This window comes from Magnetospira sp. QH-2, assembly GCF_000968135.1.
Lineage (GTDB): Bacteria > Pseudomonadota > Alphaproteobacteria > Rhodospirillales > Magnetospiraceae > Magnetospira.
On sequence record NZ_FO538765.1, the window covers coordinates 2217689 to 2233426 of the forward strand.

General features: G+C 58.5%; 13 protein-coding genes. 9 read left to right on the top strand and 4 right to left on the bottom strand.

Going from position 1 to position 15738, the window contains the following annotated elements; translation table 11 throughout:
- Window positions 1–753 carry an SDR family NAD(P)-dependent oxidoreductase gene (locus MGMAQ_RS10495; protein WP_046021513.1) on the top strand — a complete coding sequence of 251 codons (753 nt, stop codon included), beginning with the start codon at window positions 1–3 and terminating at the stop codon, window positions 751–753.
- Here the strand turns inward: MGMAQ_RS10495 and MGMAQ_RS19585 are convergent.
- Complete coding sequence (locus tag MGMAQ_RS19585) at window positions 736–1308, bottom strand: 3'-5' exonuclease (RefSeq protein ID WP_052716305.1); 573 nt, start codon at window positions 1306–1308, stop codon at window positions 736–738. The genes MGMAQ_RS10495 and MGMAQ_RS19585 overlap by 18 nt on opposite strands.
- Window positions 1309–1454: 146 nt before the next feature.
- On the opposite strand from MGMAQ_RS19585, the gene cobD reads away from it, so the two are divergent.
- Window positions 1455–2453 (top strand): threonine-phosphate decarboxylase CobD, encoded by a 999-nt coding sequence (gene cobD, locus MGMAQ_RS10505; RefSeq protein ID WP_252508619.1) that lies wholly within the window; start codon window positions 1455–1457, stop codon window positions 2451–2453.
- 9 nt (window positions 2454–2462) lie between these two features.
- Here the strand turns inward: cobD and MGMAQ_RS10510 are convergent, their stop codons facing one another.
- Window positions 2463–3197 (bottom strand): tetratricopeptide repeat protein, encoded by a 735-nt coding sequence (locus MGMAQ_RS10510; RefSeq protein ID WP_052716307.1) that lies wholly within the window; start codon window positions 3195–3197, stop codon window positions 2463–2465.
- 15 nt (window positions 3198–3212) lie between these two features.
- Complete coding sequence (locus MGMAQ_RS10515; RefSeq protein WP_148560923.1) at window positions 3213–3542, bottom strand: hypothetical protein; 330 nt, start codon at window positions 3540–3542, stop codon at window positions 3213–3215.
- Between the two features lie 128 nt (window positions 3543–3670).
- Between MGMAQ_RS10515 and MGMAQ_RS10520 the strand changes: the two genes are divergently transcribed.
- The 6 genes from MGMAQ_RS10520 to MGMAQ_RS19595 all read left to right on the top strand — a co-directional run bounded on the left by MGMAQ_RS10520 (window position 3671) and on the right by MGMAQ_RS19595 (window position 12054).
- Window positions 3671–4228, top strand: a complete 558-nt coding sequence (locus tag MGMAQ_RS10520) for a thioredoxin family protein (protein WP_046021514.1) — start codon at window positions 3671–3673, stop codon at window positions 4226–4228.
- A 70-nt stretch (window positions 4229–4298) separates the two neighbouring features.
- Window positions 4299–4970 (top strand): tetratricopeptide repeat protein, encoded by a 672-nt coding sequence (locus MGMAQ_RS10525; RefSeq protein WP_046021515.1) that lies wholly within the window; start codon window positions 4299–4301, stop codon window positions 4968–4970.
- Between the two features lie 10 nt (window positions 4971–4980).
- The gene (locus MGMAQ_RS10530) at window positions 4981–6312 is read left to right on the top strand and encodes a PQQ-like beta-propeller repeat protein (protein WP_046021516.1); all 1332 of its coding nucleotides are present in this window, start codon (window positions 4981–4983) and stop codon (window positions 6310–6312) included.
- Between the two features lie 12 nt (window positions 6313–6324).
- Window positions 6325–7725 (top strand): ribosome biogenesis GTPase Der, encoded by a 1401-nt coding sequence (gene der / locus MGMAQ_RS10535; protein ID WP_046021517.1) that lies wholly within the window; start codon window positions 6325–6327, stop codon window positions 7723–7725.
- A gap of 203 nt (window positions 7726–7928) precedes the next feature.
- On the top strand, window positions 7929–9959 hold the full coding sequence (locus MGMAQ_RS19590) for a PAS-domain containing protein (protein WP_052716309.1): 2031 nt from the start codon (window positions 7929–7931) through the stop codon (window positions 9957–9959).
- A 109-nt stretch (window positions 9960–10068) separates the two neighbouring features.
- Window positions 10069–12054 carry a PAS domain S-box protein gene (locus tag MGMAQ_RS19595; RefSeq protein ID WP_052716310.1) on the top strand — a complete coding sequence of 662 codons (1986 nt, stop codon included), beginning with the start codon at window positions 10069–10071 and terminating at the stop codon, window positions 12052–12054.
- A gap of 155 nt (window positions 12055–12209) precedes the next feature.
- Here MGMAQ_RS19595 and MGMAQ_RS10550 read toward each other — a convergent pair whose 3' ends face one another.
- Window positions 12210–12848, bottom strand: coding sequence for a histidine phosphotransferase family protein (locus MGMAQ_RS10550; RefSeq protein WP_052716311.1), 639 nt, complete (start codon window positions 12846–12848; stop codon window positions 12210–12212).
- Window positions 12849–13199: 351 nt separating this feature from the next.
- Between MGMAQ_RS10550 and MGMAQ_RS10555 the strand changes: the two genes are divergently transcribed.
- Window positions 13200–15671, top strand: coding sequence for a FecR domain-containing protein (locus MGMAQ_RS10555; RefSeq protein ID WP_046021518.1), 2472 nt, complete (start codon window positions 13200–13202; stop codon window positions 15669–15671).
- Window positions 15672–15738 lie beyond the last annotated feature (67 nt).

The following is a 15738-nucleotide window of genomic DNA, read 5'->3' on the forward strand; positions in this document are numbered from 1 at the left end:
ATGACGGACACCTCTTCGCCCTCCACCGGCCGGTTGGCCGGGCGTATCGCCTTGATCACCGGTGCCTCGCGCGGTATCGGACTGGCTGTTGCCAAGCGCTTCGCCGCCGAAGGCGCGCATTTGGTGCTGATCGCCCGCACCCAAGGCGCTTTGGAGGAATTGGACGACGACCTGCGCGCCGCGGGCCATGAGGCGCCCACTTTGGTGCCCCTGGATTTGTTGGATTTTGACTCCATCGATCAAGTGGGAGCCGCCCTGTATCAGCGCTTTGGCAAGCTCGACATCTTGGTTGGCAACGCGGGCCTGTTGGAAAGCCTGACTCCCATGCACCAGATCGATCCCAAGGAATGGGACAAAGTCATGGGCGTCAATCTGACCGCCAACTTCCGACTGATCCGCGCCATGGACCCGCTGCTGCGCCAATCGGATGCCGGGCGGGCGATCTTCCTGTCCTCGGGCACCACCAAGGCCCCCCGAGTCTATTGGGCGACCTACGGCGTGTCCAAAATGGCCTTGGAATACATGGTCCGGTCCTACGCCCTGGAAGTGGAAAAAATCACCAACATCAAGGCCAACCTGATTGACCCGGGATCGACCCGCACACGCATGCGCGCCTCGGCTTATCCGGGAGAGGATCCGGACAGTCTTAAAACGCCGGAGATGATCGCCGGGACTTTTGTTGAAATGGCCTCACCCGAATGGGAATCCACGGGCGAAGTGGTGCGTCTCGATGCCTCAGGCAAACCCGAGTAGCTTGCGCAGGGCCGCAGCGATCATGCGCGCATCGGCCAGACCGTCATGGGCGGGTCCCTCTTTGGGCAGATCGAGGATACTGCCAAAGGTGTTGCTGTCCACATGGCCTGATCGGGAAACAGCCGCCGCCAGCCAATGGGAAACATCGTGAATGGGAAGATCCGGAACGGGCAATCCATGTAGCGTGCAGTTCTTCTTGATCACCTCGAAATCCCAGCCATTGGCGATCCAGGCCACCGCACCGGCCCCAAAGGTCAGAAAGGCATCAAGAGCCTCTTTGTATGAAAGACCTTCCGCGTCCAATTGAGCTTGGGTAATGCCGGTCAGATCAATAAAGTAGCCGCTCAACTGGGGATTCCTGATGGGATGGGAGTAAATTGACAGCTGATCCTTTTCGCGCAAACCGTCGCTCGGATCCACCCGGACAGCCCCGATCTGCACCACTTCCATATACTCACCCGGCCGGGTCCATTTAGATTCCGCCGACCCGGCCCAGGCCGTGAATTCCAGATCGTAGATCACGAGATCGCCGTGCGTGGGAAACGGTGCGTTCATGAGTATCCAGAATTGGTCAGGTTATCAGCGCCACGCCGCAGCCCCCCGATTGAACAAGGGCCAACAAAAACCATGTACACCGTTTCCACTCGTTCTGTATATGGGTTTCCCTTATGCTGCGCGTTCGTGACCATTGGAGCGTCCTTTTGAGCTTATCCGACTTTGCCGTGCCCCTGACTCATGGGGGGGCTCTTGACGACGCGGCCAACGCCACCGGCATTGCCGCTGAATTGTGGCTGGACCTGTCGACAGGCATCAATCCCACGCCCTATCCCGTGCCGGAAACACCTCCCGAGACGTGGCAACGCCTCCCAGACCAAGGGGCTATCTCTCGTTTCAAGGAGACTGCGGCCCACTATTACGGTGTCTCAGACAGCGCCTGCATCACGGCCACACCGGGAACCCAAGCAGCCATTCAATGGCTTCCGCGGCTCATGGCTCCGGGCTCTGTGGCCGTGCGGGTTCCCACCTACGAGGAACATGGTGCTGCCTGGGCATTGGCCGGACATTCGGTACAGCCAATTTCATCGTTGGGCGATATCAGCCCCGACTCCGCCGTGGCGGTGGTGGTCAATCCCAACAACCCGACCGGGGAAACCCTTGATCCTTCATCCCTGCTGGACATGGCCGACCGAAACCTGCTGCTGGTGGTGGATGAAGCTTTTGCGGATCCGCGGCCGGATCGGTCTCTGGCCGCCGTGGTCGGGCATCCGAATCTCGTCATCTTGCGGTCTTTCGGGAAGTTCTTCGGTTTGGCCGGTCTGCGCCTCGGCACAGTGCTCGCGGCGCCGGATCGGATCCAGGCGCTGGAGCGGGCCATGGGTCCTTGGCCTGTTTCCGGTCCCGCTTTGGTCATCGGTGCGCTGGCCATGAAGGACCGAAGCTGGATTGAAACCACGCGAAAGACGTTGGCGCACAATGCGGTAAGGCTACGAATGCTCCTGAGCGAATCCGGATTTCAGGTTGTCGGTGGCACGGATCTGTTTGTGTTGGCGTCGCATCCTCAAGCCCCGGCTTTGTATGACCGTCTGCGCCAGGCCGCCATCCTCACCCGGTCATTCCCCGACCATCCCGCCTGGTTGCGCTTTGGGCTTCCCGCTCAAGAAGAGGATTGGGACCGGTTGCGAAATTGCCTGTTTTCATAACGCGCCACGTCACGCCTTGGGACGCCAGGCTGCCAGACGGCGATCCCCCTGCTCTTTCTGAAAGCGGCTCATGCGCCCTTCCAGTCGCTGCAATACCTCGTCGATCTTATATCGATCCGATTCCGCTTTGAGCCGAGGCTTGTCGCGCGACGCCAGTCGGTAATAGACATAAGCCGTGATCAGATCTTCATCAATGCCCCAGCCTTCCTCGTACATGGCCCCCAATAAGAACTGCGCGACCGGGTGCCCGCGGTCAGCGGCCTTGCGGTACCATTGCCGAGCCTTGTTGAAATCGTGGGCCACGCCCTTGCCGTTGAAGTGCAACTGGCCCATCCGAAACTCCGCCTCCCGGTGACGTCCCAGTTGTGCCGCCAGCCGGTACCATTCGGCTGCCCGGTTGTAGTCCTGATTGACTCCGGATCCGGTCTCATAGAGATGACCTAACTGATACTGGGCGTCCAGATGCCCTTGGCGGGCCGCTTCTTCGTACCATTTGAGGGCCGCTTCCGGCTGTGCGGTGACCCCGTCTCCGGTCCGATAGACCTCGGCCAATCCATATTGATCGCGCGGATCGCCCTCCGCCGCGCCCCGGCGCAAGGCGCGGATTTCCAGCACCTTGGGGTCCTCGGCCATGATCATGGCATGAATTTCGGCGACCTTGGGCAACTTGGTGTTCCACCAAACCGCCAAGCCCACAAGTCCGACCGCGAACAAGGCGAGAATGATCAATGTTCGCTTGGTCATGGCGCCAATGCCGAATTATTTGGGAAGGTTATGTTCGTATTCGCCGACCTTTTGGTGGGCATTGTTGTGTGGATCAGGCCGGTCATAGCAGACCACGTCGCCCAGGGACTGATAGCAAAATACCGCCGGTTCCGGGCGCGGTTCATCTTCCTTGCAATAGGTCCGCCCCTGCTCCCAACGTACGGTGGAGCAATCCTTGCCCGCCGCCCAAGAAACGATATGGTCGCCAAAAGTCTTGTCCGTGACCATCACGGTTCCCGCCTCCAAGCCAGCGAACTGGTTGGAGCAACCGGCCATCAGAACCGTACAAATGGTCACGGCGATGGAGGCAAAGGACGCACGCATGATCATTCTCCCATCTTCTCTAGTGTACAGGATTCACCAAGTTTCTTTAAGGGGCGGTTAACAGCTTGATCATCGGCGCCCGGCGGGGATAATACGGCCAAACATCATATCAGGAAGGACAACGAACCATGGCGGTGGAAACCCCGATTTGTGATTTTGGCTGGAAAGCCCCGAACTTCAACCTCAAGGGCATCGATGGCAAGAGCTATAGCCTGTCCGACGTGCAGGGAGAAAAAGGCACGTTGGTGATGTTCATCTGTAATCACTGCCCTTACGTCAAGGCGATCATCGAGCGGTTGGTTCGTGATGTGAAGGAATTGCAGGCCCAAGGCATGGGCGCCATCGCCATCATGTCCAATGATACGCAAACCTATGCCGAGGACTCCTTTGACAACATGAAGCTGTTCGCCGAGCAACATGGCTTCACCTTTCCCTATGTGATTGACGAAACACAGGAAATTGCCAAGGCCTATGATGCGGTCTGCACACCGGACTTTTTCGGCTTCGACAAGGATATGGGCCTGCAATACCGTGGCCGCCTGGATGCCTCGCGCAAGGAAACCGGGCCCGCAGACGCCCGGCGCGACTTGTTCGAGGCCATGAAACAGGTTTTGGAAACAGGCCAAGGCCCGACCGAACAAATCCCCAGCATGGGTTGCTCCATCAAATGGCGGGCTGAGGGATGACAAACCGGCCGGGGACCTATAAGGTCCCCCGGCTAACCGTTTCCCAATACGCCTGATACGAGGACCGTCCGTGGCCGAGAAAGAAAAAGACCCCGAACAGGACATGCTCTTTCGCGAAATCGATGAAGATCTGCGCGAGGAACAGCTTGCTACCTTCTGGAAGACCTGGGGCAACGTGATCATTGGAGCCGCCGTGGCTCTGGTGGTGGCCGTTGCCGGCTACCAGGGATGGCGCACCTACGACATCAACAGCCGCCATGCCGAGGGCGAGCGCTTTGCCAGTGCCTTGATTTTGGCGCGCACCGAGCAGACCGAACAGGCGATCAGTTCCTTTTCCCAGATGGGGCAGGATTCCCGCGATGGCTATGCCATGCTGGCCATGTTCCGCGAAGCGGGTCTGCTTTCCAAGAAGGGTGATCGCAAGGCCGCCTCCTTGGTGTTTGCCAAATTGGCCAACGATGGTCGGTTCCCGGATCTGTACCAGGACATGGCGATGGTGCTTTCCGTCCTCCATGACATGGACCAAGGGGATGCGGCGACCCTGGCACAGAATCTCGAACCGATTGCCGCCGACGACAATCCCTGGCGCCACAGCGCCCGCGAGTTGATTGCCGCTTTGGCTTTCAAGAGCGGCGACCGCGACCGAGCCCGGGACCTGTATAAGGGTCTCTCGGAAGAAGCGGGCACCCCCACGGGCGTGCGCAACCGCGCCACCGAAATGCTTGCCGTTCTGGACCGCTAGGAGCCTTCCCATGCGCCCTGCCCGTCTTTTTCGATCCTTGTCGGTTCTGGCTTTTTCGGCCTTGGCCTTGAGTGCTTGTGATACCTGGTTCGGCAAAGATGACGCTCCGCCCTTGGAAGGGGAACGAATCTCCGTGCTGCTGCACGAACGGACCATAGCGGCCGATAAGGATGCGGGAAAAATCGAAATCCTGCTGCCCCCGCCCAGCATCAACGAGGAATGGCCGCAATCCGGCGGCTACGCCAATCACGCCATGCATCACACCCTGAGCGCCGAGGTGCCGGTCCCCATCTGGACCGCCGACGTGGGTGCCGGTGCCGATGACACGGACCGCTTGGTATCCGAACCCATCATCGCCGACGGCAAGATCTTTACCCTGGATTCGGAATCCATGGTTACCGCCTTCGACGAAAAGACCGGTGAATACCTTTGGAGCCGCGAACTGACCCCTGATGATGAGGATGACGCTCACATCGCCGGGGGATTGGCCTACTATCGAGGCGGCCTTTTCGTCACCACCGGGTTCGCCGAGGTGTTTGCCATCAACGCCAAATCCGGCAAGGTATTCTGGCGCTATAACACCGGCGCCCCCATGCGCGCCGCCCCCGCCGCCCGCCATGGCAAGATTTTCGTCGTGACCATGGACAACCGTTTAATGGCCATCAGTGCCGCGACGGGAAAACTGGCCTGGACCTACGAGGCCTTGAGCGAGGAAGTAGGTCTTCTACGCTCGGCCACACCCGCGGTGGATCGGGGTATTGTCGTTGCCGCCTTTCTGTCTGGCGAATTGGTAGCCCTGCGCGCGGATAGCGGTCGTGAACTGTGGAATGAATCCCTGGCCTCGCGCCGCCAAGTGGGGGCTCTCTCCAACATGTTCCAGATCCGCGGCAACCCGGTGATTGATCGCGACCGCGTGTTTGCCATCAACCACGGCAGCCTTCTGGTTTCGGTGGATCTACGCACTGGACAACGAATTTGGGATCAGGAAATTGGCGGTGGCGAGATGCCCTGGGTCGCCGGGGATTTTATCTACGTGCTGACCAATGGCTCCGAACTTCTGTGTCTGTCGCGCAAAAATGGCGCCATCCTCTGGGTGCAGACGCTACCTCGATGGGAAGACTGGGAAGAGAAACTCGACGCCATTGTCTGGTCTGGACCTATTCTGGCCAGCGACCGACTGGTCATTGCCGGCTCCCATGGCATTGCCTTGGCTCTGTCGCCCTATGATGGACATATCCTTGGTCAGGTGGAATTGCCCGACCGGGTCACCATCCCCCCGGTGATCGCCAACGGCACCTTGTATTTCCTGGCCGACGACGCGACGCTGGTCGCCTACCGCTAAAAGGCCCCCCCCATGCCCCGCCCTTTTACCCTGGCCATTATCGGCCGCCCCAACGTGGGCAAGTCGACTCTGTTTAACCGCCTGGTTGGCAAGAAGCTGGCCTTGGTGGATGACACGCCGGGAGTCACCCGTGATCGCCGCGAAGGGGACGGCAGGCTGGCCGAGCTGCGCTTTCGGGTCCTGGACACGGCGGGCCTGGAAGACAAGCTAGACGATTCCATGGAAGGCCGCATGCGGCAGCAGACCGAAGCGGCCTTGGAAGAGGCCGATGTCATCTTGTTTCTGTTCGATGCCCGTGCCGGGATAACCCCTTTGGACGCCTACTTCGCCGACCATCTGCGTAGCCACAAGACACCGGTGATCCTGGTGGCTAACAAGTGCGAGGGCAAGGCCGTGCAGCCGGGTATTTACGAGGCCTACAATCTGGGCCTGGGCGACCCCCTGCCCTTTTCCGCCGAACATGGCGAGGGCATGAATGACCTGTATGAGTTTCTCGCCCCCTTGATCGAATCCGCGCCGGTGGAGGACGAACCGGCAATCGATCAGTTCGAGGCGTCCGTGGACGAGGAAGGCAATCTGGCCGACGGGGAAGAAGACGACAATCGCCCACTGCAAATGGTCATCGTCGGACGCCCCAACGTCGGCAAATCCACGCTGGTCAATCGCCTGCTGGGCGAGGAGCGCATGCTGACCGGGCCGGAGGCGGGCCTTACCCGGGATTCCATTGCCATCCCCTGGTCCCACGAGGGACGCCCCATCAAGCTTATCGATACCGCCGGGATTCGCCGCCGCGCCAAGGTGCAGCACAAGCTGGAGAAACTATCGGTGGCTGACAGCCTGCGCGCGGTTCGGTATGCGCAGATCGTGTTGTTGTTGATCGATGCCGAACGTCCCATGGACAAGCAGGACTTGACCATTGCCCGCCAAGTTATCGATGAAGGCCGGGCCCTGATTTTGGGTATTAACAAATGGGATGCGGTGGCCGACCGGACCGAGGCCATGGGCCGGGTGCGCGACAAACTGGAAACCTCCCTGCCCCAAGTGCGTGGCATACCGGTGGTCACCTTCTCCGCCAAGACCGGGCGCGGGGTTGATCGAATCATGCCGGCCGTGATCAAAGCCTATGGCACATGGAACCGGCGTATCGCCACCGCACCGCTCAATCACTGGCTGGCCGACATGACCGAAAACCATCCGCCGCCGCTGGTTAAGGGTCGTCGACTGAAACTGCGCTACATGACCCAGGCCAAGACCCGTCCGCCGACCTTCGTTGCCTTTGCCAGCCTGCCCGAAGACCTGCCGGAGTCCTATACCCGCTATCTGGTCAACGGCTTGCGGGAAGACTTCGATATGCCCGGCGTGCCGATCCGTTTTTTGATGCGCAAGGGGAAAAATCCCTACGCCAAGAAATGATCGCAGGGTCAACTTGACAGCCAACCACCATTGAGATGCATTCGCAGTAGCGCCCGGGCAAAATTCTGCGTACCTTGGGCATTATGCGCTAGTATAAGATGGAATCTTACTACCCGAACCAACGGGCAAAAAGACTCTTGCTGAGGAGCCCATGGCAAATTCAGCTTTTTACACAATTCACCACCCATTCTTGAGGGCCGGAATTGCAAAAACGGGTCGCCAAGTATAGTGAAATCCTGAGCCGGGGCTTCAATAGCCTTCGGACCGGCTTGGCGATTTTCGACGACGACGATCGACTGGTCTATTGCAATGAGCAGTTCCGGTTCTTTTTCGTTTCCTTTGAAGCCATCGACGACATCATCGGCTTTAGCTACGAGCAAATTCTGCGTCAAATTCTCCGCAACAAGGATATCCAAAATCAAGCGGCCTTGGCCGATCCCGAGCAATGGATTCAGCAGCAGTTGGCCCTGCACCGGGAATCTTTCAATGCCCGCACCGACCGTCTGGGTGATGGACGCTGGATCGATATCAAGGAGCGGAGAATCCCCAAGGGTGGCGCCATCGTGCAATGGACCGATGCCACCGACCGCATGCGCTATGATATTCGTCTGCGCAGCGCGGCCGAGAGCATTGCCGACGGGTTCGCCGTCTGGAATGCCGACGACCGCTTGGAACTGTTCAATGAGAACTATGCCAAGCACCATGCGCCCGGACTGGTCCTGCGCCCCGGCATCCAATACCGCGATGTCCTGGAAGTTCTGGCCCATTCCGGAGATCTCGTTTTGAAAACCAGACCGGATGAGTGGATCGCCCATCGACTGGCTCAGCGGCAGCTCTCCGTGAGCGAAGAGGTCTTTCAATACGTCGATGACCTCTATCTGGACGTCAAGGAACGGCGCTGCGAAGACGGCAGCGTGGTGGTGACCATGAATGATGTCTCGCTGCTGAAGCTGCAGGAGAAAGAGCTCATCTTTCGGGGCCAGACCCTGGAGAAGACCATCTACGACCTGGAAATGTCCAAGGACACCCTGGAAAGACAGGGTATCGAATTGGTCAATCTGAGCGAAGCCCTATCGCAAAGCCGCATCGAACTGGCCACGGTGAACGAGGACCTTGAAGACCGGATTCGAGAACGTACCGCTGACCTGGCCAAGAGCGAGGCCCGCTATCGACAGATGTTCGAAGGCAACCAAGCCGTGGCTTTGCTGGTGGATCCGGAAAGCAATCGGATTGTCGATGCCAATCAGGCCGCTGAATTGTTTTACGGCTGGACGCGGGATGAGTTGCTCTCTCTCGATATGTCGATGATCGATGCCCTTTCCCCCGCGGAAACCAATGCCGAGCACCTGCAATCCCAAGCTGAAGGCCGCGACCACAACTACCTCAAACATCGCCTGGCTTCGGGCGTGGAACGGGATGTGGAAGTTCATAGCGGCCCCATCGAGTTGGATGGTCGAACCCTTCTCTTCTGGATGATCCACGACATCACCGAACGTCGAGCGGCGGAACAGGAACTGACCGAAAAGAATGCCGAACTGGAACGCTCCAACGCCGAGTTGGAGGCCTTTGCCTACGTGGCCTCCCATGATCTGCGCGAGCCACTCCGCAACGTGACCAGTTTTTCGACCCTGTTGTCACGCAAACTGGCTGACCGCCTGGATGAAGACGAGCAGGAATACCTGCGCTTCATTCACGACGGGGCTTGGCGCATGGATCAGCTTGTGCGGGACCTGCTGGAACTCTCTCGTGTCGGGCGCGTCGGGGAACCCATCGGCGAAGTGCCCATGAAGGACGTGCTGGAAGCCGTGGCCGACCACATGCGCTCTCGCCTGGAAGAATTCCATGCGGAACTCGAGGTCCTCGGCGACATGCCCATCGTGATTACCAGCCGTGACGAGATAGAGCGGGTGCTGTTGAACCTGATTGGCAATGCCCTGAAGTACAGCTTTCCGGATCGGTCGCCCCGAATCACGGTGAGCGCGGAATTCGTGGATGGCGTGTGGCGGTTCTGTGTTGCCGACAATGGGATTGGCATCCAAAATGGGGAAGGCTACGAGGAACGTATTTTCAGGCTGTTCCAACGGCTGCATCTCCGTGACGAATACGGTGGCGGCACCGGCGTTGGCTTGGCCGTTTGCAAAAAAGTCATTGAGCGCCACGGGGGAAAGATCTGGGTCGAAAGCGAACAAGGAGAGGGAAGCCGTTTCTATTTCACCCTGCGAGGCCATATATAGCGATATGAATGATTTGCTCCGGTTCCAGAGATCGAACTCCACCGAACTTATGCTATATTGGTAAGATAAAACTGGAACATAAGATCCTCCAAGAGGCTCCGATCAGGTCATGGTGAACCAGGAAGACATAGCAACAAAACTGGCCCGTATTCAGGCTCGGATCGACCATATGGAGATAGATCCGGCAACCAGGGACAGCATCGCCGATACCCTTGATCAAGTTTTGCGGACTCTGCCTCTGTCCGATGGCGATAAAGAGTCCGTCCCCCTGCTGTTCGAAGACCTCTACAACAATGCACCGGATATGTTTGCCTCGGTCGATGCACGTACCAAGGTGATCTTGCAGTGCAATGACACCTTGTGCCGCAAACTTGGCTATGAAAAGAAGGAATTGATCGGACAACCGTTCACGATCATCTATCACCCTGACAGCTTGGAGAAGGTTTCGAAGACCTTCGCCAACTTCACGGTCACGGGCGAGGTCCATAACGCCGAGTTCATCCTGCGACGGCGTGACGGCCAGGTGATACCCGCTATTCTCAATGTCACCGCGGTGCGGGATGACACCGGCGCGATTGTCGCCAGCCGATCTATCTGGCGCGACATCAGCGGTATCGTTCTGGCGCGCGAAAACCTGGAAAAAAGAGAGCAGTATTTTCGCTCATTGTTCGAAAAAGCGCCGCTCGGATATCAATCGCTCAATGACGAGGGGAAGTTCATCGTTGTCAATCAGGCCTGGCTGGACATGCTGGGATATACCCGCGAAGACGTCATCGGGCGCCCTTTTCAAGACTTCCTCATTGATGAGGGGTTCGTTGAAACCAATTTGCCGGAGCTCAAGGCCAAAGGCGAGATCCAGCTTCCCGTCACCCGAATGAAATGTGCGGATGGGCAAGAGAAAATCGTCCATATCGACGGTCGGATCGGTTTCGATGAGGATGGAAATTTCCTCCAGACCCATTGCATGCTGACCGATGTCACCGAACAGAAAAAAGCCCGCGATGCCCTACTCAGAAGCGAATCCTTTGCCCAGTCAATCATCGAAAACGAGCCTGATTGCGTCAAGATCATCGGCACGGGCGGCAGACTCGAGTATATGAATCCTGCCGGTCTGGCGATGATCGAAGTGGACGACCTGAGCCAAGTGAAAGGCAAGTCGGTTTTTCCGATCATCACCGAGGAGTACCGCGAAGCTTTTGCGGATCTGACCCAGCGGATCCTGGCCGGTGAGGAAAAACTACGTCTGGAATTTCAAATTGTCGGCCTGAAAGGCACGCCCCGATGGCTGGCCACCCACGCGGTTCCCATCCGCGATGCCGACGGCCAGGTGGAGGCCCTACTCGGACTGACTCGCGATATTTCGGCGCAAAAAGAAGCTCAGGCCCAGGTGCAGAAAGCACTGACTGAACTCAAACGATCCAACGAGGAATTGGAGCAGTTTGCCTATGTCTCCTCGCACGACCTGCGTGAACCTCTGCGCATGGTCACCAGCTATCTCCAGTTTTTGCAGCGCAATCACGGCGAAAAGCTGGACGAGGAAGCCAACGAATACATAGGCTTTGCCATCGATGGCGCCCAGAGAATGGACTACCTGATCCGCGACCTGTTGGCCTATTCCCGCGTCAACACTCACACCAAGCCCGTGGAAAGGGTGGCAGCCAAGGCCGTAGCCGATCAGGCTGTGATCAACCTCAAACAGGTCATCGAGGATAAGGGCGCCACCATCGAGGTGGGCGAAATGCCAACCGTTATCGCCGACAAAAACCAATTGCTCAGCCTGTTCCAAAATTTGATCGGCAACGCCCTTAAGTATAGCTCAACGGAACGAGCCCCGGTCATTCGCGTCCAGGCGGAGCAACATGACGAGGAATGGCATTTTCAGGTCAGCGACAATGGCATCGGCATCGAACCGGCCTATTTCCAGCGGATTTTCGTCATTTTCCAGCGTCTGCACCAGCGCGAGCAATACGAAGGCACCGGGATCGGTCTGGCCATTTGCAAGAAAATCGTCGCTAATCACGGCGGAGAGATCTGGGTCAATAGCGACCCCGGACAGGGCACGACTTTTACCTTTACCATGCCTTTGCCGGACTAAAGCCTTTCGCGTTTCATATGACCCGTTGTGATGGTCTCCGGTGAGTCGAACCGCCAGGAAAGGTCCCGAAGGCGATGCGGCGCGCCACGCCTGCCCCTAAGGCAAAATGAGTCAGTCACAATGGGTCATATGAAACGCGAGAGACTTTAACACATCTAAGCAGGCAGGACAGCCGCCAGCCGGACTTCATCCGCGTGGTCATCGGCCACTTCCAGGGACACGTCCAACTCTTCGGCCAGACGCTGGGCAAAGTAACCCTGTACATTGCGGGCGGTCAGGTCGTCCAGAGTGGCCGCCGCGCTCATGGCCAAAGTCATGTCGTCTCGCACGCGGGCATTCTTGCCATGAGCGGAAATGGCCACGCCGAGACCTTCTTCGAGAAAACCAAACTGAACAGAGACCCTGCCCCCGGCAGGCAGACAATCAGCCGCCAATTGAATCATGTTGAGCATCAGGCGGGCCCCGCCTCGGGACACGTTGCCTTCACCACCGGGCCAATCCAGGCCGACCTTGCCGTCGGAGAGATAGCCATCAGCAAGCTTGCGGATATCGCCCAATCCGTGGCTGCCGTCCGCACTGCCCGCAAAACCAAAAGCCAGCCGATAGAATGACAAGCGCCGGGCGGCCATTTCGCCACTACGCCCGACGAGGCCCAGAGCCTCTTCGCGCAGTGCCAAGTCGCCCTCTTCAAGGAGTTCAATGCCGCTATTGACCGCGCCGACCGGGCTGATCAAGTCATGGCACAGGCGGGAACAAACCAGTTCCGTCACCTTCAGATCGACCATTACCGGCATGGCGCCCCGTCTCCTTTTTCCCACGCTTGATAAGGAATACCCTTGATTCAGTTACTAGATGATTAACGCAGAGATCGGATTTTGCCTTTTCAAATCAATTCATTAACCAGTATTTGCTGACCTGTTTTCACGCAATAGGTTGAAGAGCAAACCATTCCTCCGAAGATCCGGTCTTGGTCTCTCGCTAAACCCAATCATCAAAAGGTTTTTTTTGCCCCCTGTGATGCTTGTCACTTAGGGAAATGACGGCTACCTGCTAGGGTGCAGACAGCATTCAGGAAAGCGCCCTGGGACACAGGTCCCTTGGCAACCGGTAGACACACCACTTGGCATGGGATCGGAATTAGTCATATGAAAACCTTGGACATGGACTTCGGCGGCACTTCGGGCAACGGGAGCGCCTTTACCGCAACGGTCGACGCGGGCACCGAACAGGTTGTTCTGCCGACGGAATTCGGCATGGCCACGGCGGAATACGACCGCGAGGGCTCGGACCTGATCATGACCGGCAGCAACGGTGACAAGATGGTTCTGGTGGACTATTTCGCCCAGGACGAGGCGCCGGATCTGGCGACCGCCGACGGCGCGGTCATCACCGGCAGCGTGGCCAGCAAGCTGGCCGGGCCGCTGGCTCCGGGCCAGGTGGCGCAGAGTGAAATCGCCGCCATGGAGGGCATGGCCCCCATCGGCCAGGTGGATACCACCACCGGCACGGTGACCGTGACCCATGCGGACGGCACCAAGGAAACGCTTGCCAAGGGCGATTCCGTTTACCAGGGCGACATTCTTGAAACCGCTTCCGACGGCGCGGTGGGCGTCATTCTGGCGGACAATTCGGTATTCTCGCTGGGCGAAGGTGGCCGCATGGTGCTCGACGAGATGGTCTATGACCCGGGCAGCCAGGAAGGCTCGGCCTCCTTTGCCCTTCTGACCGGCGCCGCGACCTTCGTGTCGGGCCAGATCGCCAAGTTTGGCCAGGATGCCATGGTGGTGAACACCCCGGTGGCCACCATCGGCATTCGCGGCACCAAGGTATTCCTGGAAACCGATGGCGACTCCATTCAGGCAGTGAACCTGCCGGAGAGCACCCTGCGCGGCGAGACGGTGGGCGAGATCGTGCTGATGAGCCCCTCCGGCGACACCCTGGGCACCATCAACAACCTGGGCGGCGGCTGGAACTGGACGCCGTCGGCCTCGGCGACGCCGACCTCGTTCCAGATGGACTCTGCGCAAATTCAGAACATCGTCACCCAGGTGAGCACCATCCTGCCGCGCACCCTGGAAGAGAAAGCCCTGGACGTCATGGACCGGCTGCAGGAAATCCGCGCCAAGGCCCAGGAAGCCCGGGATAACGGCGACGAGGAAGCCGCACAGCAGTTGGAAGCCGAAGCCGAACAGGCGGCGGCGGAGCTGGAAGCAGCACTCCAGGAAGTCGAGGAAAACCTCGGTTACGACGTCAATATCGGCGAGGAAGTGGGCCTGGAAGAGGGCCTGGACGCCTTCGATACCGCCGCGGGCGGCGAAGAAGACGGTGGTCAGGGCGGAGACACCGCCGGCGGAACCGACGATTTGCCCATCGTGAACATAGGCGAGATTCCGCCGGCGCCAGCGGCTCCCGACATCCCGACAGAGACGGGTACATCGCAAACCCAAGGCGAATCAGAAGATGGGACCGATGGCGGCGAACGAGAAGAGACCGTCGAGGTCACGCCTCCCACGACCGAGCCCGTTGTTACCACCCTGGCCCTCTCCCAATATGCCTCCAAGGTCCTGGACTTCAGCACCGAATACGACCCCATGGACTGGGCGGCGCATCAGGTTCTGGGCGCTCCCAACACCTTCTACTACGATGACATCGAGACAGCCTGGGCCACCGAAAACTATAATGGTGACGGGACAGCGGCCGCTGATGAATTCGTCGCCGTTCAGTTCTTGAAGCCGGTTTACGCCACTGGCGCGACCATTCGCGAAACGCTGGGCAACGGGTTCGTCACCCAGATTGATGCCATTGATATCGACGGCAACTACCACACGGTTTGGGCCGGTACCGACACCAGTCCTTCCGGCACGCCCCATGACTTCACGGTCTCTTGGGCTGAAACCAGTTTCCTGACCACCGGTCTTAGAGTCCATGTCGATACCGACGCCGATCTCAATGACTGGGAGGAAATCGATAGCATCCAACTGCACGGCCAGTATGACTCCAGCCAAGGCATCCTGGATCTGACCGGCAGCGCCACCGACGATGTGCTCATGGGCTCGGATGTGGGAGATGTCATTGAAGGTCTGGGCGGCAACGACATCATATACGGCGGCACAGGCAACGACACCATGACCGGTGGCGATGGCACCGATATCTTCAGCTACGTAGCGAATGCGCTTGGCGACGAAGGGGGTGATACCATCACTGACTTCGATGTGGAGAATGATTTTCTGCTGTTTGAAATGGGAAGCGACCTGCAGTTCAACTCCGGGCTCATGTCGTTTGTCTCATCGCTGATGTATTCCAGCGAGAGTTCCGGTTATTACTATTCCTACTCATACAACACGGCCGCCGGCCAGTTCTATAATGCCGGGACCGGCATCAACGCCGGAAGCCTGGCCGACCAGTTCGACTACGGGTTTGGAGAAGGGCAAGCCATCTTCATGTTCGCGAGCGTTGGCGAGGACGACAGCCAAGGCACCCTCTATTACGGAACCTCCAGCTCCTACTCACAGGTCGCCACCATCCACTTTGGCAATGGTGGGAGTGCCGAAGACCTCAGTGCCGCCGATCTGGTGATACGTGGCTCTGGCGGTGGTGTTGGTGAACAGCTCTTTTAATCAACCGGTGACGGACGCCCTCCGGCCTCCGTCACCCCCCCTTGGCCATCGGTTGTTCAGCGACAAT

Excerpts from the sequence above, each read along its gene's own strand:
- MGMAQ_RS10515 (WP_148560923.1), bottom strand. The coding sequence starts at position 3,542 with ATGCGTGCGTCCTTTGCCTCCATCGCCGTGACCATTTGTACGGTTCTG.
- MGMAQ_RS10530 (WP_046021516.1), top strand. The coding sequence starts at position 4,981 with ATGCGCCCTGCCCGTCTTTTTCGATCCTTGTCGGTTCTGGCTTTTTCG.
- MGMAQ_RS19585 (WP_052716305.1), bottom strand. The coding sequence starts at position 1,308 with ATGAACGCACCGTTTCCCACGCACGGCGATCTCGTGATCTACGATCTG.
- MGMAQ_RS10495 (WP_046021513.1), top strand. The coding sequence starts at position 1 with ATGACGGACACCTCTTCGCCCTCCACCGGCCGGTTGGCCGGGCGTATC.
- der (WP_046021517.1), top strand. The coding sequence starts at position 6,325 with ATGCCCCGCCCTTTTACCCTGGCCATTATCGGCCGCCCCAACGTGGGC.
- MGMAQ_RS10555 (WP_046021518.1), top strand. The coding sequence starts at position 13,200 with ATGAAAACCTTGGACATGGACTTCGGCGGCACTTCGGGCAACGGGAGC.
- MGMAQ_RS19595 (WP_052716310.1), top strand. The coding sequence starts at position 10,069 with ATGGTGAACCAGGAAGACATAGCAACAAAACTGGCCCGTATTCAGGCT.
- MGMAQ_RS10510 (WP_052716307.1), bottom strand. The coding sequence starts at position 3,197 with ATGACCAAGCGAACATTGATCATTCTCGCCTTGTTCGCGGTCGGACTT.
- MGMAQ_RS10520 (WP_046021514.1), top strand. The coding sequence starts at position 3,671 with ATGGCGGTGGAAACCCCGATTTGTGATTTTGGCTGGAAAGCCCCGAAC.
- MGMAQ_RS10550 (WP_052716311.1), bottom strand. The coding sequence starts at position 12,848 with ATGCCGGTAATGGTCGATCTGAAGGTGACGGAACTGGTTTGTTCCCGC.